This is a genomic window from Kiloniella antarctica (genome assembly GCF_042682825.1).
In the GTDB taxonomy this organism is placed as follows: Bacteria; Pseudomonadota; Alphaproteobacteria; order Kiloniellales; family Kiloniellaceae; genus Kiloniella; species Kiloniella antarctica.
Window position 1 is genome coordinate 1,106,471 of the sequence record NZ_JBHUII010000001.1, and the last position, 24,274, is coordinate 1,130,744.

The following is a 24,274-nucleotide window of genomic DNA, read 5'->3' on the forward strand; positions in this document are numbered from 1 at the left end:
GAGATTGAAACTGAATTGATCAAATCCTTTGTATAAAAATTTATGTATAATGGCTGTTATAAATGACTAATCATCCTATCCTTCGACTTGGTACCCGCGGTAGCCCGCTTGCTCTGGCGCAGGCAAACGAAGTTAAGCGCCTTTTAAGCGAAGCTCATGCCGATCTTACGGCGGACAGTGCGATTGAAATCGTTGTTATTAAAACCACTGGGGACAAGATCCAAGACAGAGCGCTTTCAGCCATTGGCGGCAAAGGCCTTTTTACCAAAGAAATTGAAGACGGACTTCAAGACAGCAGCGTCGATATTGCTGTCCACTCTATGAAGGATGTTCCAACTTGGTTGCCTGATGGATTAGAGATATCTACGGTTTTAGAGCGGGAAGATCCCAGAGACGCTCTGTTTTCAAACAAAGGAAAATCTCTTGCAGATTTACCTAGAGGTGCAGTTGTCGGCTCTGCTTCCTTGAGACGACAGGCTCAGATTAAAGCCAAGCGACCTGATCTGGAAGTTATTACCTTTCGGGGTTCTGTGCAAACGAGACTCCGAAAGCTCAAAGAAGGTCAGGTTGACGCGACTTTGCTCGCCGTGGCTGGTTTAAACCGTCTTGGGCAATCTGAATTAATAACCTCTGCTCTTTCTACAGAAGAAATGCTGCCTGCACCGGCTCAAGGAGCGGTTGGTTTGGAAGTTCGTACTGGTGATGTTCGTGTTCGCGCTTATGTTGATACCATTCATCATGAGCCAACCATGCAACGTATCTCTGCTGAACGGGCTTGCCTCGCGGAGCTTGATGGATCTTGTCGTACGCCTATTGCAGCGCTTGCTGAAATAGAAGGCAATGAAATGTACCTTCGCACCATGCTTGCTGCACCAGACGGTAGTAAAATTTTTACGACAGAGCGCCGAGGACCTGTCTCCGAAGCCATTGAAATGGGGCGTTCCGCTGGGCGAGAGTTGAAAGAGCAGGCGGGAGATGCCTTTTTCAAAGCTCTTGAAGCGCATCAAGCTGCAGCACATCCGCCTAAATAGAAAACCAAATTTCAAAGGGAATCTTGAGACCAGGATGATAAAACATCTCGTAACACGGCCAGTTGTCGATCATGAGCCTTTTGTCTCTGAACTCAAGACCATGGGTCGAGATGTCATCCTCTTTCCTGTGTTCGATATTCTTTTTTATCCTGAGGATAAGCTAGACCTTTCGAACGTACAGGCCATTTTGATTACCTCTGCGAACGGTGTACGTGCGCTTTGTCAAAATTCAAATGACTTTAGTTTTCCCGTTTATTGCGTTGGAAATTCTTCTGCAGAAGCAGCTCGGGATGCCGGATTCGAAAAGGTATATTCTGCAAATGGTGATGTTGCTGATTTAGCTGAGCTTGTGTGCGAGAATCTTCCGCTTGGTGGAGGCGTTTTGGTTCATCCTGCTGCCTCTAAACTTGCCGGCGATCTCGGGAAAATTTTAACGGCAAAGGGGTTTTGTTACCAACGGAAAATTCTCTACGAAGCCAAGGCAATTACCCAATTGAATTTTGTTGTTACGAATTTAATAAAATCTAATAATATTAAAGAGATAAGTTTTTTTTCCCCTCGCTCTTCGCGTACATTTTCCAAACTTCTTAAACAAGAAAAACTTGAAGATAAGCTGCAGGGGTGCCGAGCTTACTGCCTCAGTCCTGCTGTGAGTAAATACCTAGAGGATATTAAAGGTATGGAAGTTGTTGCTGCGGAACATCCCACGCGACAATCTTTACTCAGGTTAATGGCTGCAGACAAATAAGTGTACGTACGTACTAGATTTTCCCTTAACTCTGGCGCATAGTTTTCTTGAAAATAGATTTCTGGATGACTGAGGTTAAGCATGGCGAATAAATCGGGCGACAAATCAAAAAAATCACCTACGAGTTCAAATAGCAAAGTACCTACTTCAGTAGCTGATAAAGATAAAAATTCTCTTTCGTCTGTTCAAGAAAGCCCGGCAAATGAAATTATCACAGCTTTTGGCGGCTTGAGACCTTTAGCGAATAAGCTTGGTATTGCCGTGAGCACTGTTCAGGGTTGGAAGGAGCGAGACTCGATACCCGCTGCTCGGCATGAAGAAATTTTACAAGCAGCCGCAAAATCCAAAATCACCTTAGATGTTACAAGGGTCCGGGAAAGCGATAATTTGCAAAATGAACCGACTGAACAGGATCAAACTACATCATTAAAACCGGATTCTAAATCCGATTCAAAGCCAGTAATGCAATCTTCGGATGCTTCAACGGGGAAATCATCGTTCTCGAAATCTCCAATCCCAGAAATAAAAAGCTCAGTACCTTCTTCGGGTAGTAAGTCATCTGCTGATAAATCATTCGGTGACTCTGGTCACGGTCCAAAAACGGATAAGAAAGAGAGTGACTTAACATCAGGGATTGATCCACAGCTTGTGGTTGTTCGTAAAGGGGGAGGCTTGAACAGCTTCCTCTACGGTATGGGTTTCTGTGCCTTGGCCGTTGCTGGAATTGTTTTCTTCCGGGGGCACTGGCTTCCTCTTGTAGAGAATATTCCCTCTTTGGGAGGGGATATTTCTAAAACCTCGGTCGTTGATCTTGAAGACAGAATTGTTGGACTTGAACAATACGCATTTTCTAACCAGAATCAGACTGTAGATCCTAATCGGTTTCTTGCTCTGTCTGAAGACGTTCGGATTTTAAAATTGGATCAGTCCGAACTTGATCGCCAATTAAGCGACCTTACCAGCGGCGGAGTGGTTGTGAAAACGGGTGATATCGACCAGGGATTGATGGATTCTCTTCGCGGTGATATGCGTAAAACCCAAGACCGTTTGCAAGAGTTGGAAATCGCATTGGCAACAGATGGATCTTCTGGTGTTGGAGCTATACCGAGTACCACACCCAGTACAGGGACGTCTTCATCGGATTCTGTTTCGCTCCAGCAGTTGAGTGCTTTGAAATCTCAATTGTCATCTCTTATAACTGAAGTTAGCGACCTCAAAACGCGAAAGGTTGCAAGTCCCGGTAAAACAAAGGTTCCAGCCACCGAGGATGTTTATCTTGCTTTGGGTGTATTACAACTACGTGATGCTCTCAGAGGGTCGGGACCTTTCATTAAAGAACTTGATCTCGTCCGGGCAGTGGCCTCTACAAATAGTACAGTGCAGGATTTAATTTCACCGCTTTCGTCTTTTGCAGCTTCTGGCCTCCCAAGCCTAACAGAACTGCGTGCTGGCTTTCCGGCCGCGGCCCGAAACGCCCTTTCTGCGGATAAGATTGCAGGTGGGCAAAGCTGGGTGGACAAGGCTTTAGGTCGCGTAAGTGATGTGATTTCAATTCGCCCAATTGAGGTTTTGGATGGCGTTGGAACTTCAAGCGTTCTTGCGAGAGCTGAAAATTATATGGTTGAAGGCGATCTTTCCGGGGCTTTACGTGAGTTGGAAAGTCTGACAAGCGCAGCAAGCCGGGGAATGGAAAATTGGTTGGTTCTGGCGAAACAGCGGCAGGAGGGTGAGAGAGTCAGCGGCAAACTGGCACTACTTTTGATCGGGGTGACAGAACAAGGCAGCGGTGTTGGGGGAGTACAATAATATGAAACGTACTCTGATTTATTTCATTAAACTCGCATTAATCTTGACCATTGTTATCTGGATAGCGAACCGTCCAGGTACTGTGTCTGTTGACTGGATTGGCTATCGTCTTGAAACCACGGTTGGTGTGCTCTTTCTAGGGGCTGTCGCACTTGCTGTTTCTGCTGCATTTCTCTATCGCTTTTGGCGCACGTTGATCAATGCGCCCGCACTTTTTGGCCAGGCGCGCAAAGATAATCGTCAAAAACGAGGCTACAAGGCCCTGACCCACGGCATGGTTGCTGTGGCTGCAGGCGAAGCACAAATAGCGATGGCCATGGCGAAAAAAGCTGAGTCTCTGCTTTCAGATGAACCGCCGTTGACGATGTTGCTATCTGCACAGGCCGCCCAGCTTCAAGGCAACGAAGACGCGGCGACAAATTACTTTACCGCAATGCTGGAAAGTAAAGAAACGCGTTTTCTGGGACTACGCGGGCTTTTGATGCAGGCACAGCGTCGCGGTGATTTAAAGGTGGCGCTTGAACTTGCCAGACAGGCTCACGCCTTGAGTCCCAAAACGCCTTGGGTGCTGGAAAGTCTGTTCGAGCTTTCAGAAGCCACGGGTGATTTCAATTCGGCAGATCAGGCTCTTAAAGAAGGAGCTAAAACCAAAGTCTTAAGTAATGCAGATGCTGGGCGAAAGCGCGCTGTTGTTAAGCTGGAGCAGGCTTTAAACGCTGGTGGTAAAGGACTGGAGCAAGAAGCTCTCACACATGCGAAGGAAGCATATAAACTTGCGCCCGATCTCGTGCCCGCGGTCACTTTTTTGGCGGAAATTTTTGGACGTTTAGGGAAAACTAAAGATGCTGAAAAGACTTTGCGTAAGGCCTGGAGTAAACAGCCTCATCGTGACCTTGCACGCGCCTATGTTGGGCTTTGGCCAATGGAATCGGCTGTTGAAAGAGTAAAGCGTCTGGGACAAATGGTTTCTAAAAATCCAGATCATTACGAAAGCCATATTGCCCTTGCCGAAGCAAATTTATCGGCGAAGCTCTGGGGGGAAGCGCGCCGTCACCTCAAACTTGCTTCGGAAAACAGTGGTGCTAGTCGGTTGGTTTGTCGCTTGATGGGGAGGCTTGAAACCGAAGAGCATGGTGATACGCGTGCTGCGGCGGAGTGGTTTGAAAAGGCGGAAACAGCTCTGATTGCTCACAATTGGGTTTGTGGTTCCTGCGGCGCTATTGCAGATACGTGGCAGGCTCATTGTGGTGATTGTGGAGCTTTTGATAGCTTGAGCTGGAAACGTCCAACGGTGTTGCGCGAAGATAAAACTTTGGAAATAAAAAATCAAAAGTCCACTTCTGATTCTGGCCCTTCTGTTATTTTGGATAATGAAGGGGGTAACAAAGGAAACCACGAGGTTATTATCTCTCAACCTACAGCTATCGAAGGGGCTGCAAGAGATGTTGGAGCTTAATGTTTTTTCTTACAGTCATGAGCTTTAGACCATGAACCACGATGATTATCCTGAAGATTATCTCCGGGGCATTTTGAGAGAGGTTCGATCAATCGCATTGGTTGGGGCCAGTCCGAAGGTTGAACGCCCAAGTAATTATGTCTTTAAGGCATTGCTAGATGAAGGCTATGAGATGTTTCCTGTTAATCCGGGGCAGGCGGAAAGGGAAATCCATGGTCAAATTTGTCATTTCTCTTTGTTGTCGCTTTATAAATCTTTGGGGCGTCATATCGATATGGTTGATATCTTTCGCTCATCCGATGCAGCCTTGTCTGTTACAAAAGAAGCGATTGAAATAGGCGCTAAGGTTGTGTGGATGCAACTTGATGTACGGAACGATGCTGCAGCAAAGTTGGCTGAAGATGCTGGTTTGAAAGTTGTGATGAACAGGTGCCCCTTGATTGAAATGTCGCGGTCAACCTGGACAGGACGACTTAACTGATCTGTGACGTTACGATTTATGTGTTTGTAACTAGAGTACTGTCGATCGCCAGACTTGTTTGTTTTTCTTATTGGGGTAATTAAACCTGCTAAATACCGTTTGGTTTTTTTGATTTCGTTATTTGAAAACTAATTTATAGATAAATAAATACACGCCTCAAGAGGGCACTATTACCTTTCCAGTTTATAACGAATTTCTCACTACCATTTTAATTTTCATCAATGGAATGTGTCGGCTTAATCTTTTATTTAAGCGTAAATGGTATGATTTTCTTGAGTGATTTTTATGTTTTGTGAGAATTTGGTATGGGTCTGTCTTTTCTTATTCGTTTCTTGCTTACCAGTGGATTTGTCACGGCTCTTTTATGGGGGAGACTTGTTCACGCGGAAACCGTTTATCCCTTCGAAGGGGTGTTGGTAGAAGTTACGAGTAATAACCGCGTTCTGCTGGTGGCTGATGGAGATAAGATAACTAAATTCAGACTGAGTGATCTGGAAAAAATTACTATATATGAGACTGAAATCCCCGAAATTTGGAATGGAGAAGAAGGGAAATACCAAGGAGTTTTGCTAGAAGATATATTAGCTTTGGCTGGTGTTATGGACGTGGAGTCAATTCGTTTGGTGGCATTGGATGGCTATCTTATCGAACTCGACAAGGAAATATTGCAGAATAAATGTGCTTTTATTGCAACACGATTTAGGAAGAAGGAGATTGCTGTAGAAGAAAAGGGTCCTACAAGATTATTGTTACCTTGTGGAGTTAAAAATCCAGATTATGAAAGCACTTCTACTTCGAACTGGATCTGGAATTTAAAAGAAATACATATTGAATAATAAATTTGTTACAAAGAAATATTTTAATAATGTTTCAAGTTTTACTTGTTCCAAAGTATAGTTTTTAACTACACTATAGGTAGAAGTTGCTATCAGTACGACACATGTTATGATGGTATTCTTGTCAATTCATAGGATAGTTATTTTGTTAACTGAGGGTCTTTTTTCCTTCTCCCAGCACGAATTGAATAGACAATGTTATTCTCTTAATCCGTTACCAATATTACCGGGTTTTGAAGACGTTCTTAATCTCTGGGATTCTAAGAGGAATGGTCACTTATTACCTGCTTGGGACAATTTTCAATTCGATGATTTTGGGGGGGTGCACAGTAGAGTTTCAGTTTCGGAAAAGGAAGATAATGACTTTAGATTCAAAATTTATGGATCTGATTTTGCTCGATTACGGGACCGAGACTTAACCAATAAACTCCTTTGCGCTTCGGTGGGTGTTAATTGGAAAGGAGGAGCTTATGCTTATTTCGCGGAAATAAGCAAAGGCCCTTATATTGGTCGGACTCAAGGTGTGGTTCCAGACGCTAGATGTCATTTAGTTAAAATCAATTCTATCGATTTACCACTTGGCGAAGATGGAAAAAATGTAAGCCATTGTTTGCATGTCATTGACCTCTGAGCCTTATCCACTCTATCTTATTGAGATATATAAAATTTTAGTAAAATTTGACATAATATAAACTTGTTGATTTCTCTACAAGTTTACGCTTTATCGGTAATGATCTTGCTAGAGATAGGTTGTGGGCCGATCAATATCGATTCACATTATCTTTAAATCGAATACGTCTAAGCCACTACTTTTCCCTTAAAAGCTGGTGGCTTTACGTCGCGAGGGTTCCTTCCCCCGAAGGGGCCCTCGCACTTCAATTACAGACATACACCATCAAAAAGTGCGTTGATTTTAGGTTTTTTGAAAATCCATAAATATAATTTATAATATAATTTAATATATAAATTATATTTATGAATATGATTTTGCTATTACTAAGCTAAATATTAATCAGAGCTTTAGTGGAGCAAGTGATGGAACGTATCCTACGCATTAAAAATGGGGAAAAAGTACAAGGCACATTTTCTAAACAAGAAATGATTACCCGCATAACAAAATTACGGCGTTATATGGTGGAAAAGGATATTGATGCTGTGGTTCTTACTTCCTATCACAATGTCAATTATTTCAATGACTTTGTGTATTGTTCTTTTGGGCGTCCTTACGGCCTTGTGATAACACAAGAAAAACATGTCTCCGTTACAGCCAATATTGATGGTGGACAACCTTGGCGCCGAAGTTTTGATGACAATGTCATTTATACGGATTGGCAAAAAGACAGTTATTTTTATGCTATTCAACAAGAACTGATGAGTGAAAATATAAAGCGTGTGGGGCTTGAATTTGATCACATAAATTTGGATAACAAAGGCAAAATGTCAACTGCTCTGGGCATGCCAGATTGTGTTGATATTGCTGCCCCAACAATGCTAATACGTATGATCAAATCTGCTGAAGAAATTGAGATCATCAAGCATGGCGCAGCTACGGCAGACATTGGTGGCGCTGCCTGTGCAGAAGCTATTTCTGTTGGGGTTCCAGAACATGAGGTTGCGCTTCATTCAACACAAGCGATGGTCCGGCATATTGCAAATACCTTTCCTCACGGCGAGCTAATGGATACCTGGACTTGGTTCCAGTCTGGTATTAATACGGATGGCGCGCACAATCCTGTAACGAGTAAAAAAATTGAATCAGGTGATATTCTCAGCCTGAATTGTTTTCCGATGATTGCAGGTTATTACACGGCACTTGAACGGACATTGTTTGCGGGTCATGCCTCTGATGCGCATATGCGGTACTGGAACGCAAATGTTGAGGTTCATGAAGCTGGATTAAAACTGATTAAACCGGGTGTGCGATGCTGTGATATTGCTACGGAACTCAATGAAATTTTCAAAAAGCACGATATGTTACAGTATCGAACTTTTGGTTATGGGCACTCTTTTGGAACTTTGAGCCACTATTACGGGCGAGAGGCTGGCTTGGAACTTCGAGAGGATGTTGAAACTGTTCTCGAACCTGGGATGGTCGTTTCTATGGAGCCAATGATTATGGTTGAAGAAGGGAATCCCGGCGCCGGAGGATATCGTGAGCACGACATTCTGGTCGTTGGTGAAAATGGTGCAGAAAACATTACTAAATTCCCGTATGGGCCAGAACACAATATCATTAATAACTAAGACAACTTAAATTTTACCTATTCCAGCCCCTTCGACTCCTGCAAAGGAGCTCACTATTGAGGCCCGATGTTGATTTTGATCAGTATCGGGCTTTATCTTTCATAAGGCTATTTCCTCACCAAGAGGTGCCTGTGCATAATGAAACTTGATTGCATTATAAATAAAGAGCCTTTTCGCCTTATGATTAATATTCAAACGGATCTACTGCGCACTTTTTCGATGGTACATGATCTTGGGAGTATCACGCGCGCAGCAGAAATTTTGGGACGATCCCAACCCGCGATTAGCTTGCAGCTGAAAAGACTTGAAGATCTTCTTGAAGTGCCTCTGTTAAGCCGAAAGGGACGAAAAGTTCAGTTGACGGAAGAGGGCGAAGTTCTTCGCGATTATGCACGACAAATCCTGGCATTAAACGATGAGGCAATCTCTCGGTTGAAATCACCCAAAATTGGGGGTGTGGTCCGTGTTGGCTTGCCGAACGACTTTGCGGTTTCGCTGCTTCCTACAATTTTGGGTGGATTCACAAGCGCCCATGAGGGGATAACGCTTGAGGTAAACTGCGGGATCAGTAAAGACTTGATACAGGGAATCGATAATAATGAATACGACGTTGTTATTGCACTTTGTGGGGATGAAAATTCACCCTCGCTCGCCAAAACTTGGTCTGATCGGTTGGCCTGGGTGAGCAATGGAGATGAAAAGTTATTGCAAGAAGATACCTTACCTTTAATTGTTTATCCTCAAGGGTGCCTCTATCGCCAGAGGACTGTGAATGCCTTGACCAGAGCTGGAAAAAAATGGCGTGTGGCTTATAGTAGTCCGAGCCAGTCGGGAATCGAGGCGGCGGTGAAAGCTGGACTTGGGTTAACGGTTTTATCAGAAAAAACTGTTCCGGATAGCTTGCAGATTATTGCAACCGAAAGCGGGTATCCTGGTTTGGCAGATGTCGAAGTTGGGTTATTTTATCGCCAAGGTGATTTGAGCGCAGCCAGCTTACGCTTGGTCAACTACATCACCGCGTCAATGGATGATATTCATATCGAAAATTTCAAATTTTGATTTTGTCAGTACGCATAGTTTTTGTGTGACTTGACGGTTGGTGTGCGGTGCAGCATAAATATTGACTAAATAAAAAATGCTGGCGATAAAACAATAAAATATCTGGGAGCGATAAGCATCATGACTTCTGTGGCAAAACCTTTGTGGACACCAAGTGAAGAACGCGTAAAAAGTGCGATTGTCACGGGTTTTATGAACTGGCTGGAACATCAAGGTAAAGCCTCTGTAAGTGACTTTGCTTCTTTGCATCAGTGGTCTGTTGACAATATTGCCGATTTTTGGTCGGCGGCATGGGATTATTTTGAAATCTCAGGTCACAAAGGTGAGCATGTTTTTACCCGTAACGATGCCGATATTAAATCCAGTAAATGGTTTTCAGATGCCAAAATCAATTTTGCTGAAAATCTCCTGCGCTATCGTGGAGATCAGGAAGCGGTTGTTTTTTGGGGAGAGAAAGGCCGTCAAAGGTCCCTTACCAGAGATGAGCTTTACAATGAGGTATCCCGTTTATCTCAGGCTTTAAAAGCACAAGGTGTAAAACCTGGTGATCGTGTTGCCGGACTGATGCCAAATATGCCTGAAGCAATCGTTGCTATGCTTGCAACAACAGCTATTGGTGCGGTCTGGTCTTCGGCCTCACCTGATTTTGGCGTGCAGGGTATCCTTGATCGGTTTGGTCAGATTGAACCAAAAGTTCTTATTGCCCCTGACAGCTATGAATATAATTTGAAAACCCATGATGTTCTTGGGAAAGTACGCGAAGTCGCGAATCAAATCTCTTCAATTGAAAAGGTTGTTGTGCTTTCTTGGTCTGGTGCTTCTTTAAACCTAGATGATGTAAAAAAAGCCGTGGATATACGCGATTTTATTGATCCTTATGATGCCAAAGAAATCGAATACATCCATCAGGGATTTGATCATCCGCTCTATATTATGTTCTCTTCTGGAACCACAGGCGCTCCAAAATGTATCGTTCACCGGGTGGGTGGTGCGTTGATGAAGCAGATTGTAGAGCATAAGTTTCATGGTGACTTGAAGGAAGGTGATCGTCTTTTCTATTTTACCACCTGCGGTTGGATGATGTGGAATTGGTTTGCTGCGGGACTTTCTTGTGGCGCGACTCTGATTTGTTATGATGGTTCTCCTTTTGCAGGTAGTCCTACTATTTTATTTGATTTGGCTGAGCAAGAGAAGGTTACACACTTCGGAACGTCACCAAAATACTTGGATACACTGAAAAAAGCGGGCGAAAATCCTATTGAAACATATAAATTACCTCATCTGAGAGCAATTTTCTCGACAGGGTCTCCACTATTGCCAGAAGGCTTTGACTTTGTTTACAGCCATGTGAAACAAGATGTGCAACTTGCCTCCATTGCTGGAGGCACAGACATCCTGGGCTGTTTTATGTTGGGGAACCCAATTGGCCCGGTTTATCGGGGGGAAATTCAAACACCTGCTCTTGGGTGCGCGGTTTCGGCTTTTGATGATACGGGTAAGCCTGTCTCTAACGATCGAGGAGAGCTTGTGTGTACAGAGCCTTTCCCATCAATGCCTTTGTGTTTTTGGGGGGACGATGACGGTTCTCGGTATCATAAGGCTTATTTTGCACGGTTTGAAAACATCTGGACCCATGGTGACTTTCTGGAAGTAACCGAAAATGGAGGCCTAATTATTCACGGTCGCTCCGACGCCACGCTTAATCCCGGTGGTGTTCGCATTGGAACAGCCGAGATTTATCGTCAGGTCGAAACCCTTGATGAAATTCGGGAGGCCATTGTCGTTGGACAAAATTGGGACGAGGACGTTCGGGTGGTACTTTGTGTCATCTTGCAAGATGGTGTTGGTGATTTGAGCGATGAGTTGATCAAAAAAATCAAAACCCGTATTCGTACAGGCTGTACCCCACGTCATGTTCCGGCAAAAATCGTTGCTGTAAATGATATTCCAAGAACGCGCTCAGGAAAAATCACGGAACTTGCTGTCCGCGATATTATCAACGGACGTGAAGTAGCTAATAAAGAAGCTTTGGCCAATCCTGAAGCCTTGGATCTATATTACAATATTCCAAGCCTTCAAGAAGACTAATGTCTGTTGGCAGATCAAGTTCTCGATGAGCCTATTCTAACGGGACACGTCTCGAAAGAATAGGCGGTATTTCTAGACTTATAACTCGACTTTTAAATTTGATTTAGCATAGCTACAGCAAGCAAGGAAACGTCCTTTAGCCGTGTCTTCTTCCGATAATCCCAATGCATTTTTGGCGAGTATCTTACCGTTAGTGATATCACTTTTGCAGGTACCACAAAGTCCTGCGCGACAACTATATGATACTTCAATACCTGCGGCTTCGGCAGCATCTAACACCGTCTGATTGCCTTTGATTTCAGCAGTTATACCCGATTTGGCAAACACAATACTATAAGAGGCACTTGAAGCATCGTCAGGTATAGGTAACGGTTCGATTGAAAAACTTTCTTGATTATACCTATCCAAAGAGAGACCTAAGCCAACTAAAAGCTCTTTAGTTGCGTTCATATAGCCGTCTGGTCCACAGACAAAGACCTCTCTTTCCAAGAGGTCTGGGCATATTTTTTTGATGATGTCAGACGATAGTCGGCCCTCAAACCCTTGTTCTTGAATTGTTGGAATTGGAGCGCTTTTGGAAGTGTTGTAGGAAAGCGTTAAGCCGGGGAGCTGTCGGGCCAAAAGGTTGAGTTCTTGCCATGCAATTAAATCAGCGGGTGTTTGGGCAGAATGATGGAAACAGACATCATAATTTAAACCAATATCAGCCATGAATCTCGTCATAGAGAGCATTGGTGTGATGCCAGACCCCCCTGAAATAAGCAGAAGTTTCCGATTTTGTTTTTCCTGAAGATGGAAAATACCAGAGGGCCCACTGGCTTCCAGACTGGAACCTACAGTTACATGATCGTGAAGCCAATTTGACACTGTCCCGCCTGATACCCGTTTAACCGTTATCGTCAATAGATCTGGTCGCGAAGGACTTGATGAGATTGTATAGCAGCGGCTGATAATGGTGCCATTAATCGGAACAAAGAGAGTTAAAAATTGTCCAGGTTTATAATCAAATCTTTGTACGGGGTCCGCTGTAAATTTGAAGGTTTTGACGTCAGACGTTTCATCAATGACTTGAACACAGCGTAACAAAATCGGACTTTTGTCAAAGTTACTTGAGGGTTTAGGGGATAAATGGTTTGAAAGGCGGCTTGACTGTGGTTGCCAATTATCAATGTAAACGGGTTTGCCCTTGGTTTTAAGGACTTCGACAGGATCGCCAATCCGAACAGACCCAGTATTTATTGGGATCATGTTTTCGCCGAACATGACATTTTTACCACCTGTTTCTTGCCTGAATTTTGTTAGAGTTTTTAGCGGTTCGATGATTTTATCGGCAACATGAGCGTAAGGATCGACTGTGGTAAATACGCAGCGTGCGCAAGGTGCAGGTAACTCAAACCTAACATCACCGATACGTATTTGAGACCAACTATCTTCTTCAAAAGGGTTGGTGCCAGAGATGGTAATGTTGGGGCGGAAATTGGCCATTGATACTGGTGCAAGAAGACGGTTGTTAAGTTCAATTAAAGAGCTGTCACCGATTAACAGAAGCGGAAAACCATCTGCAAAACTGACATCATTTTCCGGGTGTTGTTTGACAAATCTCTCTGAACGATCACCAAAATATAAAAGCTTGAGAGGTTCGCCTAGTAGTTGACTAATCCAGTTATCGGCTATTTTTCCACATTCTTGGCCGATCATATCCGTGCCCCAAACAGAGGTGTCGAGGTACTGGTCGTTAAAATCTGAAGGGTTAAGAACAAGATCGGTAACATCTTCATGAGAAAGACTGATGTGTTGACCTCTGTACTGGCAGGTGATTGCTGTGATTTTGGGGTGGGTGCGGCCCGTAACAAATGTTCCGTCGGGCTTTGTAATGAGATAGCGACGATCACCGGCAAGGCCTGACGTCAAGATGGAGGCTTGGTGCATTGATAAGCCAGCAGTAGATTTAATAGGGTATATGAGAAGATCACTTACAACAGCTGCTGACATTCTGGGCCTCTTTGATTGGAATCTTTATATGGAATTGTTTGGCGGCAAGAAGAAACAATAGCAATTTTATACGGAGTGAACAGGGCGGATTGAAGAAATCTTAATTTCAGAAATTATCGAAGACTAGATGATTTTGATCTGAAATTGTAAGGTTGTTTTGTATGGATTTCACCGCTGAGTATGTTTACGCCTTGTTAGTCTCGTGCGATTAGGTGCAGAGCAAGCAACGCAACATTTGCAGCAAGATGTGCTGACATGTTTGTCTGGTCATGGGGAGGACAAACAGTGTTGATGTCGATCCCCACAATATTTAACCCCGATAAATTCTTGAGAATAGACAATCCTTCGCGTGCGCTGGGACCGCCCCACGTTGGTTCGCAAACACCTGGGACACATGACGCATCAAAAAAATCCATATCCCAACAGAGATAAACCGGTCTGTCGGCGAGGTTGGTTTTTATTGTGTTGATGACTTGGACGGGGCCTTCGTCAAACAATTGATCCATTGAGATGACACGATAACCAAGTTGTCGTGCAAATTCAGCCAGCGCAGGCTGTGAGGCAGGCCCCCGGCAGCCGATGTGGTAAGAGTTCCGAGTGTCTATTAGTTTCTCGTGGGCTGCACAGGTGAAGGTTGTGGCAGTATTGTATCGTTCCTCACGGATTGGATAGGCGTCACTGTGTGCATCAAAGTGTAGGACAACGAGATCTTTGTAGTGTTTCGCCATGGCCCTCATTTGAGGCAAGCTTACCATACCATCGCCACCAAAAGTTACAGGAATCACTTTGTTGATTAACAGATAATCAAGTGCTGTTTCTATTTTTTCAAAGGCATCGTCAAATTTACCCGCAGTAAGATCCAAATCTCCAAAGTCAGTAAGATTCAATTTTTCGAGGGGGTTAATGTCTGAAAAACCAAATATATAAGGGTCCAAAATTTGAGATTGGGTTCGAATTGATTTAGGGCCATGTCGCGCGCCAATACGGATTGGATCTGTCCCGCAATCAAAAGGTAGTCCCATAATGACAGCCTGACTATTGTCACTCTTGCAATAGTCTTTAACACCCATGAAGTTTTTCGATTTACGTGAAATTGAAGATACTTGATCGGGCATTTTTTGACTCGTGGGGTGTGGGGTTGTTTAGAAGAGGTTCGTTTGTAGTGCTTGAGGCTCCAGACAGGCGGGACCTTCGTTTCGGGCGTTGTTGACAAAAGAAGACACCGCTGTGGCTTTCAGACTATTGATTGGAAGTGGTCGCAACAGATCGTGGCCTCCTTTAAATAACCATTTGTCGTAGTTGTTTTTTGACAAAATAACAGGCATGCGGTGATGAATATGACAAGTATCATGTCCGGCGTCAGTCGTTAGAATAGCACAAGATTGCATTTCACTGCCGTCGGCACCAAGCCAATCATCCCAGATTCCGGCAAAGGCAAAAGGCGCGTTGTCCGGCCTGGAAATGTAATAGCCTTGTTTGCCTTGCCGTCCAGCCTGCCATTCATAGAATCCGTTGGCAGGAATAAGACACCGACGACCACGAAAAGGACCTTTGAAAGAAGGTTTTTCGGTCACAGTTTCGCTACGCGCATTGTGCATTGGCTTACTGAGGTTGGGTTCCTTCACCCAATTCGGAATCAGGCCCCAGTGATGTAAAGTGAAGTGTTTTTTACCTTTACCTGCTAAAATGACGACAGCTACAGGCTGTGTCGGGCAGATATTATAGCGTTCTTCCAAGTTCGGACGTTCGGGAAAACCCATTAAACTGCTGAGGTCTGCAATCGGTGTCGTTAAAGCGAAGCGTCCACACATTTTTCTAGTTTTCAGATCTTCTGGGTTCTGTTGCTCTTAATAAAAAATTAGACCTTAATTGGGTTAAACCGAAGGGACATGCAAGAAGGCCCACCATCAACAAGAGCGGCCTGTTGTGTTGGAATTAAAGTAATCTGATAGCCTTCACTTCGAAGCAGTTCTTCGGTTTTGGGGAAACCTGCGGATAGAAGAACCGTATCATTAACACAGATGGCATTGGCTGCAGTTTCTTCTCCACGGGGAACTTCTACGATCTTCATCCCGGAAAAGCATTCTGCATCTGATAGGCGGTAGGTTGCCAAGACAGCATTGGGGCCAATTAAACCACAATCGGTTTTAAAATGTAATACGCCTTCTGGGGTGTTGATGGCCTTAGCTTCATAGCCCCATTTTGCGATTTTTTTCTTTAGAGCATCAAACCCAGCTTGGTTTGTTCGTTCAGATAAACCAACTAGCACAGCATGCTCTGTCACAAGGATGTCGCCGCCGTCGACATAGCCCTCATCGTCCTCAATACGCTCAATATCTTCGAAATAGGAAACGAGTAGTTGGTGCATGATTTCCGCTTCACCCGTTCGACTTGGTGCACCAGGTCGAAGAATAACTGCGCCTTCTGGAAAACAAAGAGCTGCATCTTCCACAAAAACTGAATCAGGAAACTCTTCTAAGGGAGGGTAAGTGCTGACAGATACTCCAGCACGTTCAAGTGCAGAAATGTAAGTCTTGTGATCTTGGGCAAACTGATCTGCATCTGGCTCACCGCGATCATCGGCTCTCAGGCCCATAGTTATACTTTTGCTGGGCTGACGGACGATAGCTTTTGTAAAGCGATGGGATAAACCAGGTTGGGACATGAAGAGCCTCGATTATGTAAATATTATATTATATGCGTTCACAGGCTAGTGCGGCATTTGCCTTGGAGCAATCAAATTACACGACAATATATTCCAAAATCTCATTGCTATGTGAAGATGCAGAGTTTTCTTTCTCACGTAGATGCACTATATCTGTGCTCTTGTGAGTAATTGTAGGCTAAATTGGATGTTTTTAAAAATATCGAGGCCTATTAAATTGCAGTATTATGAATTTTTAGCGTTATTGGGTCCCAACAATGATCTTTGGCTTTTTCGGTCGTAAAAAAGAAATCCATATGATCGACGATGGCCTGAGGGATTCTGGGGCCTATAGTTCATCTATATCGGATGCGGTGAAACTGGCGCTCTATGGTTTGGCCAAAGACCGGGGGTTGTTACAGAATAATGCAGAGCAAGTATTGCATGATCTCGCTTGTTTTCTCACCTATTGTTTTTTAGGTACAGAAGATTTTGAAGATGCCAATGGTGCTGATTTGAGTAAAGATATGCTGCGCCGTTTGGAAATGACCAAGGTCTTTGATGAAAGTGTGGATGCAGACATAGTCTTACTTGCATTACATTCTGGAATTGCTCATGAGACGACAGCGGGGCGTTTTTCCGTCGAGGAAGATAATGTAGATGAGAGTGATGATGCTTCTCATGCAAACAAACGAAAATAAAATTCTATGGCGCGCGTAGTCTATTATATTATGTGGATTTTTTTTATCCCCTTTATTCTGTTGCTGAACTTGCTTGAAGGTAAGCCAGTATCAGGGGAAAAGAAGATCGTATCAGAAAAACAGATTAGTGATGTGCCCTCGAAGAAAAGTTAAATACTTTTACTGCTCTTAAAGTAAATTTTGAATATAATGGGCGGATTGGCTCGAATTTAAGGAAACAAGGCAATTAGTGAGGGATTTTCAGAAGCAGAACGTATCCGGTTTCATAACCTGTTGCAGGTTGCGGCATTAAGCCCTTACGAGGGTGAAAGAGATAATGCGTTGGCTGCAGCCAAGCGTATGGCTAAGAAACACAACATGACGTTAGAGGAAGCTGCTGAAGGTGGTCCTGCAGAGGAGCCTAAGCAAAAAGCGCGCCCGGCGTCTTATAGTATGTCTGCAACAGAACGTGTTTTTGCTAATTCACTGCATTTGATGGAGGGGCACCTTCGAGAAGAAAAAGCACGTCATGAGGCTGCTTTAAAAGCCGCTTATGATCGCGGTTTGGCGAAGGATAATAAACCTCAAAAAAGTTTAGCGGGTCCAAAAAAAATCAGAAGCAAAAAACCACGCGGTATGCCACCTAAAATTCATGCAGCGGTTTTATTGCGAGAAACAGAGCTTTCTCTTCGAGAAATAGCCAGTATTACTGGTTTGGATATTTATAAAATTACAGCACTAAAACTGAAAAACAGAAAACCTGCTGCTTAAAGATCAAGAATTTTTTGATATAGTAATCTCTAAAGACTTAGTTATCTTTGAATAAGGCGCCTTGTCTGTGATCGTGAAGCGGAATGGCATGAGGGTTGCCATCTCGAAACTGCACGCCGACACCGTCCCAGGCATGCCGAACCACAGTTCCGCAATATCTGCCTAGGCTACTCAGATTCAGTTCAACAACTGTACCAATCGGAGGCCGGCAGAAGGTTTCAAGAAACAAGCCATTACTGGATAGATTTTGGACGGAACAGGGATGCCAGGACCCATCAAGGCCCAAGGAGGCACAGTCCCCGGCAGCATACCGTTTGTATTGTCTATTTTCGTTCATTACCTACGCTTGCACTATTTCACAACTGTGATTGATTCTAGGGCTAAATTCTTACCAATTCCTTTCGATTCAAGGTCATTTACTCTCGGACTTTGTGCTTTTTCATAAATTTATTTCTATAGTTGAATTCGATAACATGTAATGACGTTTTTGCGCGTATAATATAGAAAGATAAAAGCAATTTAACTTGACCACCCGGGGTTATTATCAGAATTGTTACTCTTCTTGATCTAACCATTGGATTTCAGCTCATGTATAAACTGCACTATTACCCCGGAAATGCGAGTGTAACACCGCATATGTTATTGGAAGAGTTGGGTGCTGATTATGAATTGGTCTATGTCGATCGCGATAATCAGGCACATAAATGTGCGGATTATCTCGCTCTCAATCCAACGGGACGTATTCCTGTTCTCGAAGATGGTGCTATGGTTATTTCTGAAACCGCAGCTATTTGCTTACACTTGGCTGATCGTCATCCCGAGGGACGCATGGTACCTGAAATTTCGACTCCTGAACGTGCGAAATTTTACCAATGGCTGATGTTTTTCACCAACACTGTGCAAACCGATTTTTTGGTCTATTTTTACGCGGAACGCTATAGCACTGATACGAGTGATGCATCGGAAATTAAGGCGTCAGCTGAGGCACGGTTGATGGACTATTTCCGTATTATTGATGCGCAGCTTGGAAAAAAAGGCCCTTATATGATGGGTAAAGCTACATCATTGTTGGATTTTTATCTTTTGATGCTTTCGCGCTGGGGTCGGTTTTTGGAAGTTAAACCAAGCACGATGAAATATCTTGGGAAAAACGTGAAATTAATCAGCGAACGCCCTTCTGTTGTACGGGCTTTTGAGCAAGAGAAGCTTGAAGCACCTTTTGCTTAGAGCGCCTGCAATAAGTACGGCGAACATGGCGTGATTAGAACTTTTTGGGCGCCCGAGAATTGATCTTGGGCGCCTTTCTTTATTCGAATTTAATGATTTTTTATAAAATATTAATGTAAATCAATGTGTTGAGAGTGGTTGAATTATTCTCAGGACTGATTAATGAAAAGTCGCTGGTAAATAAGAAGCTGTTCATATTTTACTCCATATACTCTTTTATCATTCAGGTTTACTACGTGATTTATTGGTTGCACGGGCAAGGGACAAACAGATTATGCTGACGGCTATAACGAATTCATGGGCACTCTTACTCGGCGTCGCTTTTCTAATGCTTGGCAATGGGTTACAGAGCACTGTCCTTGGGGTGCGTGCCTCAATGGAAGGCTTCTCGACCGAGGCGACAGGTGTTGTGATGACCTGTTATTTTGTGGGATATCTTGTTGGATCCTTTGTTACCCCAAAAGCCTTGTCCCGAGTTGGCCATGTCCGTGTTTTTGCTGCGTTGGCTTCGTTATCTTCAGCTTCCGCTTTGCTTCATGCGGTTTTCATTGATCCATACGCTTGGGCGGCAATGCGGTTGATTACAGGGTTTTGTTTTGCAGGGCTTTATATCGTTGCTGAGAGTTGGCTAAATGATAGTGCGACGAATGAAACTCGCGGTCAGCTTCTTTCTATCTACATGATCGTTTTGTATGGATGTGTGGCTCTGGGACAGTTGATGATCAATATTTCAGATCCCGGTAGCTTTACGCCCTTTGTTTTAATGTCGGTTGTGGTGTCTTTGGCATTAGTTCCCACGGCGTTAACTGCGGCACAAGTTCCTGCTTTTGAAAGTCCGTCACCTGTAAGTTTACGGCGAGTGTACGAAATATCACCACTTGGCTTTGTCTGTGCATTTGGTGTTGGCGTCGCGCAAGCTCAGATCTTTGGAATTGGCTCTATTTATGGTGGAGAGCTGAATATGAGTCCGAAAGACATTTCGCTGTTTATGGGCGCAGTTTCAATCGGAGGTGTTATTTTACAATTCCCAATTGGTAAGGCTTCAGATGCTTTCGATCGACGTATTGTCCTTATCGTTGTTTCTCTTCTTGCCGGGGTTGTAGCCCTTTCTTTAAATTTGTTTTCCGGCCCAGAAGCAACACCGATGTTCTTGATTAGTGCTTTGTTGTTTGGAGCGCTTTGTATGCCACTTTATTCACTTGCGATTGCCCACACGAACGACCGCCTTGAAGCTTCAGAAATTGTGGCTGCGACAAGTGCGCTTATCGTTATCGGTGGAGTGGGGGCTGTAATTGGCCCTATTACGAGCTCATTCTTGATTGGGGAATTCGGACCGAATTCATACGTTTATAGTCTTTCACTGACGTTGCTTATGATCGGTTTTTTTGGCGTTTATCGTATGACTGTTCGCGAGTCTGTTCCAATTGCTGATCAGGGTGATTATATCGGGGTTCCTTTGGAATCTTCCACCATGGTTGTGACAATGACTCCGGAAGGTGAAGAGTGGTATGAAGAAGTTATCGCAGAGGCTGAAGCTGAAGCCGAGGCCGAGGCGGAGCATGCTTATGTACAGGCGCATCCAGAACTAGGTCTTGTCGAGAGCGAAGCGGCAACCGCGAGCGAGCACCATGAAATGCTTGAGGACGGTCCAGGGTTTTGGGAAGACGAAAACGAAGAAACAACGGAACCTGAGGATCCCAAAAAATCTGAATCTCATTAAGGGGCTAACTTTTAACTTTTCTGCGAACAGTTTTTTTTGAGGAGTTACAAAAGTAAACCCCGATGTAATCCCCAAAGTTAATCTGGTGGTTACCTTGGGTTAATCCCGGCCTTTATTGACCACGCTTAAGAAGGTATCAGCATAGCGCTCTAACTTGCGCTTGCCGACGCCGGGAATATTGGCCATGTCGCCTAAATCTCTCGGACGTGCCATCACCATTTCGAGCAGTGTTTTATCGTTAAAAATGACATAGGGTGGAACACCTTGATCCTTGGCGAGTTCCAGACGACGTGCCCTAAGTGCTTGGAAGAGTGCTTCGTCTTGTGGATCGTCGATTGTTGCAGCAGGCCCAAAGGATTTTTTGTAGCGTTCACGCAAAGCTGCGCGGGTTTTCTTCTGCGGGTCGCGTCGAAGTAAAACTGTTGTTTCGCCACGTAAAACAGGGCGACATTCTGCACCGAGTTGAAAAGAGCCGTGCCCTTCCATGTCAACTTTTAGAAGTCCAAGAGCGACCAGTTGTCGAAAGATCGAGCGCCATTCCTGTTTGGGGAATTCTGTTCCAATCCCAAAGGTGCTGAGTTGATCATGTCTAAGCTTTTCGATGCGTTCGGTCTTGGCGCCCAGCAAGATATCAATGACATGGGCTGAACCAAAAAGTTGGCCTGTACGATAGACTGTGGAGAGTGCTTTTTGTGCAGCCTCAGTGCCATCAAAGCTTTCTACAGGATCGAGGCAAGTATCGCAATTACCACAAGGATCTATAGGGTTGTCATCAAAGTATTCCAAGAGAACTTGCCGTCGGCATCGAGTGGTTTCACAAAACCCGAGCAGTGCTTCCAACTTCCGGTTTTCGATCCGTTTTTGCGCTTCAGGAGCATCGGACTGCGAAGCCATATGATAAAGTCGGGCCACATCGTTCATGCTGTAGATCATCCAGGCTTCAGCTGGCAGGCCGTCTCGACCAGCACGTCCGGTTTCTTGATAATAAGCCTCAAGACTTTTTGGTAAATCAAGGTGGATGACAAAGCGAACGTCGGGTTTATCGATTCCCATCCCAAAGGCCACTGTCGCGACCATAATAACAGCGTCGTCTTTTAGAAAACGATCCTGATTGCCTGACCTGATATCCTTGCCGAGTCCGGCATGATACGGCAGGGCATTAAAGCCTTTTTCGCACAAAGATTGTGCAATCTCTTCGACCTTGTTTCGCGACATACAATAGATAATGCCCGACTGCCCTGCGTGCTCACGCTCTAGGAGATCTGTGAGTTGCTTCTTGGGGGCAGCTTTTAAGCCAATGCGGTATCTGATATTGGGTCTATCAAATCCTGCGACAAATGCACGGGCATCGGAGAGGTGAAGACGCTCTTTTATATCCTGGCGGGTTGGTCCGTCTGCCGTTGCGGTAAGGGCTATTCTTGGCACCCAGGGGAAACGCTCTTTCAGCTGGCTGAGCTTGAGATATTCCGGCCTGAAATCATGTCCCCATTGCGAAACACAATGTGCTTCATCGATGGCAAAGAGAGCAAGATCACATTGATCGAGCAGATTCAGAAAATTTTCCGTTAATAATTTTTCTGGTGCGACATAGATCATCTCCAACTCGCCCGATCGCATGGCGCGTTCGGTGGCAAGAATTTCTGAATAGGGCAGAGATGAATTCAGCGCGGCCGCTTTGACCCCCAGTTGCTGAAGGGCTGTTACCTGATCCTGCATAAGAGCGATTAAGGGAGAGACAATGACTGCCACTCCTGGGCGACACATGGCTGGGATTTGATAACAGAGAGACTTTCCGCCTCCGGTTGGCATCAAGACGAGGGCGTCGCCACCATCAATGACGTGGCGAATAATAACTTCTTGATCACCACGAAAGCTGTCGTAGCCAAAAACACGGCTTAGAATATCTTTGTGTGGCAGTATTTGGGGGGCAATAGCATCCATAATATGGCTTATAGACAAGCATGTCGTGGTCGGTCAAAAGGGTTTGTTAATAGATGGTATAGTATTTGGGGCTATCATTAGGCAGGTTGCTCGCAATAATTATATCAAGAACTTGGTAATGTGTTCATTTGGTTTGTCTTGGAATACTTATTTCGAGTAACTTTGCAGTATCTCTTAGTTAAATTAAGGATGTGTGAGTGACAGGACCTAGCCAAGTACCTCTGACTGATGATGAGCTTGCTGACTTATATAAAACAGGTGTCGAGGAAGATTTATTTGTTCTCGAGGGTTTGTTAAACGATCTGAAAAGCCAAACCGATAATAGCCAGAATAATAGGGATAGTATCGAAGAAGCTGTGAAACAGGCTCAAGGCATTGTTCACAACGTAAAGGGTCAGGGGTCGAGTTTTGGCTATCCATTGATGACCGAGATCGGGCTCAGCTATCATACTCTATTGAAGTTTCAAATCTCTCAGGACACCTTAAACCCTGCTTTCCTCAAGCTGTATGAAGCACACCTGACAACAATGAAGTCCATTGTATCCAATGAAATTCGTGGAGAAGGTCCAGAGCTTCTGAAAAAAGTTGCAGCATCCTTGAAAGAGAAAGTCGAGCTTGTTTGCCAAACTTAATATAGTTGAATTTGAAAGTTCGATAGACAGAAAAAAGCCCGGACGAACCGGGCTTTTTTTGTTGCAACCAATTGAAAATTAGTTTGGAATTAATTGCGGTTCCCTAGGAGCTGTAGAAGGAACATGAACATGTTGAGGAAGTTCAGGTAGAGAGACAAAGCCCCCATAACAGATTTTTTCTGTGAAACCTCTGAGCCATCGCTTTCTATATACATCAGTTTGATTCTTTGAGTATCGTAAGCTGTCAAACCAGCAAAGATCAAAACACCAATGATAGAGATCACAAATTCAAGGCCAGGTGAGGCAAGGAAGATATTTACAACACTTGCTATGATCAGACCAAAAAGACCAATGATGAGAAACGATCCCATCGCTGACAAGTTCTTCTTTGTCGTATAACCAACTAAGCTCAAACCAGCAAAGGCAGCGGCTGTGATAAAGAATACCCGAGCGATTGAGCCCATGTTGTATACGACAAAGATAGAAGCTAAAGAAACTCCCATCAACACAGCGAAAACCCAGAACAACATTTGAGCAGTTGAGGCTTGAATTTTATTTATACGGGCACTTAGGAAGAAAACCATTCCCAATGGTGCAAGCATAACAACCCATTTCAATGGGGTGCCAAAAATTACATTCATTAGCTCAGGGCTTTGTGAAACACCAAAAGCAGCTAGGCCGGTTATGCCCAGAGCAATCGTCATATAGTTGTATACACCGAGCATATAGGCACGTAGGCCAGCATCAATCTCTTCAGCTGTTGCCGTCTGACCATATCCAACACTGCGGTGTGAGGAACGGTTAATCATAAGAAACCTCGTTTCATATTAACTTAAAGTTATGACTAATATTGGGTGTTACGGATAAAGAATCAACAATAATCCACCAAAAAACTCGGTTTTTATCATCTTAATTGCG

22 protein-coding genes are annotated in these 24,274 nt (G+C 44.2%); 15 read left to right on the forward strand and 7 right to left on the reverse strand.

Annotated features, from left to right (window positions below):
• The first annotated feature begins 62 nt into the window (after positions 1–62).
• The 10 genes from hemC to ACFSKO_RS05305 all read left to right on the forward strand — a co-directional run bounded on the left by hemC (position 63) and on the right by ACFSKO_RS05305 (position 11,749).
• The gene (gene hemC / locus ACFSKO_RS05260) at positions 63–1,031 is read left to right on the forward strand and encodes a hydroxymethylbilane synthase (RefSeq protein ID WP_380249130.1); all 969 of its coding nucleotides are present in this window, start codon (positions 63–65) and stop codon (positions 1,029–1,031) included.
• Positions 1,032–1,065: 34 nt separating this feature from the next.
• Entirely contained in the window at positions 1,066–1,779 is a 714-nt protein-coding gene (locus tag ACFSKO_RS05265) for a uroporphyrinogen-III synthase (protein WP_380249132.1), read from the forward strand.
• An 81-nt stretch (positions 1,780–1,860) separates the two neighbouring features.
• On the forward strand, positions 1,861–3,585 hold the full coding sequence (locus tag ACFSKO_RS05270; protein WP_380249134.1) for a COG4223 family protein: 1,725 nt from the start codon (positions 1,861–1,863) through the stop codon (positions 3,583–3,585).
• Between the two features lies 1 nt (position 3,586).
• A complete protein-coding gene (locus ACFSKO_RS05275; RefSeq protein WP_380249136.1) occupies positions 3,587–5,041 on the forward strand; it encodes a heme biosynthesis protein HemY in 1,455 nt (484 codons plus the stop codon).
• 31 nt (positions 5,042–5,072) lie between these two features.
• Positions 5,073–5,522 (forward strand): CoA-binding protein, encoded by a 450-nt coding sequence (locus ACFSKO_RS05280; protein WP_380249138.1) that lies wholly within the window; start codon positions 5,073–5,075, stop codon positions 5,520–5,522.
• 305 nt (positions 5,523–5,827) lie between these two features.
• Positions 5,828–6,358 carry a hypothetical protein gene (locus tag ACFSKO_RS05285; protein ID WP_380249140.1) on the forward strand — a complete coding sequence of 177 codons (531 nt, stop codon included), beginning with the start codon at positions 5,828–5,830 and terminating at the stop codon, positions 6,356–6,358.
• Between the two features lie 145 nt (positions 6,359–6,503).
• Complete coding sequence (locus ACFSKO_RS05290) at positions 6,504–6,989, forward strand: PAS domain-containing protein (RefSeq protein WP_380249142.1); 486 nt, start codon at positions 6,504–6,506, stop codon at positions 6,987–6,989.
• Between the two features lie 404 nt (positions 6,990–7,393).
• On the forward strand, positions 7,394–8,602 hold the full coding sequence (locus ACFSKO_RS05295) for a M24 family metallopeptidase (protein ID WP_380249144.1): 1,209 nt from the start codon (positions 7,394–7,396) through the stop codon (positions 8,600–8,602).
• Positions 8,603–8,782: 180 nt separating this feature from the next.
• Positions 8,783–9,661, forward strand: coding sequence for a LysR substrate-binding domain-containing protein (locus tag ACFSKO_RS05300; RefSeq protein WP_380249146.1), 879 nt, complete (start codon positions 8,783–8,785; stop codon positions 9,659–9,661).
• 120 nt (positions 9,662–9,781) lie between these two features.
• Positions 9,782–11,749 (forward strand): acetoacetate--CoA ligase, encoded by a 1,968-nt coding sequence (locus ACFSKO_RS05305; protein ID WP_380249148.1) that lies wholly within the window; start codon positions 9,782–9,784, stop codon positions 11,747–11,749.
• 78 nt (positions 11,750–11,827) lie between these two features.
• Here the strand turns inward: ACFSKO_RS05305 and ACFSKO_RS05310 are convergent, their stop codons facing one another.
• The 4 genes from ACFSKO_RS05310 to ACFSKO_RS05325 form a co-directional block, all read right to left on the reverse strand.
• Positions 11,828–13,741, reverse strand: a complete 1,914-nt coding sequence (locus tag ACFSKO_RS05310) for an MOSC N-terminal beta barrel domain-containing protein (protein WP_380249150.1) — start codon at positions 13,739–13,741, stop codon at positions 11,828–11,830.
• Positions 13,742–13,935: 194 nt separating this feature from the next.
• Positions 13,936–14,856 (reverse strand): arginase family protein, encoded by a 921-nt coding sequence (locus tag ACFSKO_RS05315; protein WP_380249152.1) that lies wholly within the window; start codon positions 14,854–14,856, stop codon positions 13,936–13,938.
• Positions 14,857–14,883: 27 nt separating this feature from the next.
• On the reverse strand, positions 14,884–15,552 hold the full coding sequence (locus ACFSKO_RS05320) for an SOS response-associated peptidase (RefSeq protein WP_380249154.1): 669 nt from the start codon (positions 15,550–15,552) through the stop codon (positions 14,884–14,886).
• 47 nt (positions 15,553–15,599) lie between these two features.
• On the reverse strand, positions 15,600–16,406 hold the full coding sequence (locus ACFSKO_RS05325; RefSeq protein ID WP_380249156.1) for a dimethylarginine dimethylaminohydrolase family protein: 807 nt from the start codon (positions 16,404–16,406) through the stop codon (positions 15,600–15,602).
• A gap of 257 nt (positions 16,407–16,663) precedes the next feature.
• Between ACFSKO_RS05325 and ACFSKO_RS05330 the strand changes: the two genes are divergently transcribed.
• Together ACFSKO_RS05330 and ACFSKO_RS05335 are read left to right on the forward strand one after the other, a co-directional pair.
• A complete protein-coding gene (locus tag ACFSKO_RS05330; RefSeq protein WP_380249158.1) occupies positions 16,664–17,086 on the forward strand; it encodes a hypothetical protein in 423 nt (140 codons plus the stop codon).
• Between the two features lie 321 nt (positions 17,087–17,407).
• Complete coding sequence (locus ACFSKO_RS05335; protein ID WP_380249160.1) at positions 17,408–17,836, forward strand: hypothetical protein; 429 nt, start codon at positions 17,408–17,410, stop codon at positions 17,834–17,836.
• Positions 17,837–17,873: 37 nt separating this feature from the next.
• On the opposite strand, the gene ACFSKO_RS05340 is transcribed toward ACFSKO_RS05335, so the two are convergent.
• Positions 17,874–18,173: a PilZ domain-containing protein gene (locus tag ACFSKO_RS05340; RefSeq protein WP_380249162.1), complete on the reverse strand. Its 300-nt coding sequence runs from the start codon at positions 18,171–18,173 to the stop codon at positions 17,874–17,876.
• 251 nt (positions 18,174–18,424) lie between these two features.
• Between ACFSKO_RS05340 and ACFSKO_RS05345 the strand changes: the two genes are divergently transcribed.
• Both ACFSKO_RS05345 and ACFSKO_RS05350 read left to right on the forward strand, forming a co-directional pair.
• Positions 18,425–19,063: a glutathione S-transferase family protein gene (locus ACFSKO_RS05345; RefSeq protein WP_380249164.1), complete on the forward strand. Its 639-nt coding sequence runs from the start codon at positions 18,425–18,427 to the stop codon at positions 19,061–19,063.
• Positions 19,064–19,337: 274 nt separating this feature from the next.
• Positions 19,338–20,783, forward strand: coding sequence for an MFS transporter (locus ACFSKO_RS05350; protein WP_380249165.1), 1,446 nt, complete (start codon positions 19,338–19,340; stop codon positions 20,781–20,783).
• A gap of 99 nt (positions 20,784–20,882) precedes the next feature.
• Here the strand turns inward: ACFSKO_RS05350 and recQ are convergent, their stop codons facing one another.
• Entirely contained in the window at positions 20,883–22,724 is a 1,842-nt protein-coding gene (gene recQ, locus ACFSKO_RS05355) for a DNA helicase RecQ (RefSeq protein WP_380249167.1), read from the reverse strand.
• A gap of 197 nt (positions 22,725–22,921) precedes the next feature.
• Between recQ and ACFSKO_RS05360 the strand changes: the two genes are divergently transcribed.
• Positions 22,922–23,356: a hypothetical protein gene (locus tag ACFSKO_RS05360; RefSeq protein WP_380249169.1), complete on the forward strand. Its 435-nt coding sequence runs from the start codon at positions 22,922–22,924 to the stop codon at positions 23,354–23,356.
• Between the two features lie 89 nt (positions 23,357–23,445).
• On the opposite strand, the gene ACFSKO_RS05365 is transcribed toward ACFSKO_RS05360, so the two are convergent.
• Positions 23,446–24,165 (reverse strand): Bax inhibitor-1/YccA family protein, encoded by a 720-nt coding sequence (locus ACFSKO_RS05365; protein WP_380249170.1) that lies wholly within the window; start codon positions 24,163–24,165, stop codon positions 23,446–23,448.
• Positions 24,166–24,274: the final 109 nt, after the last annotated feature.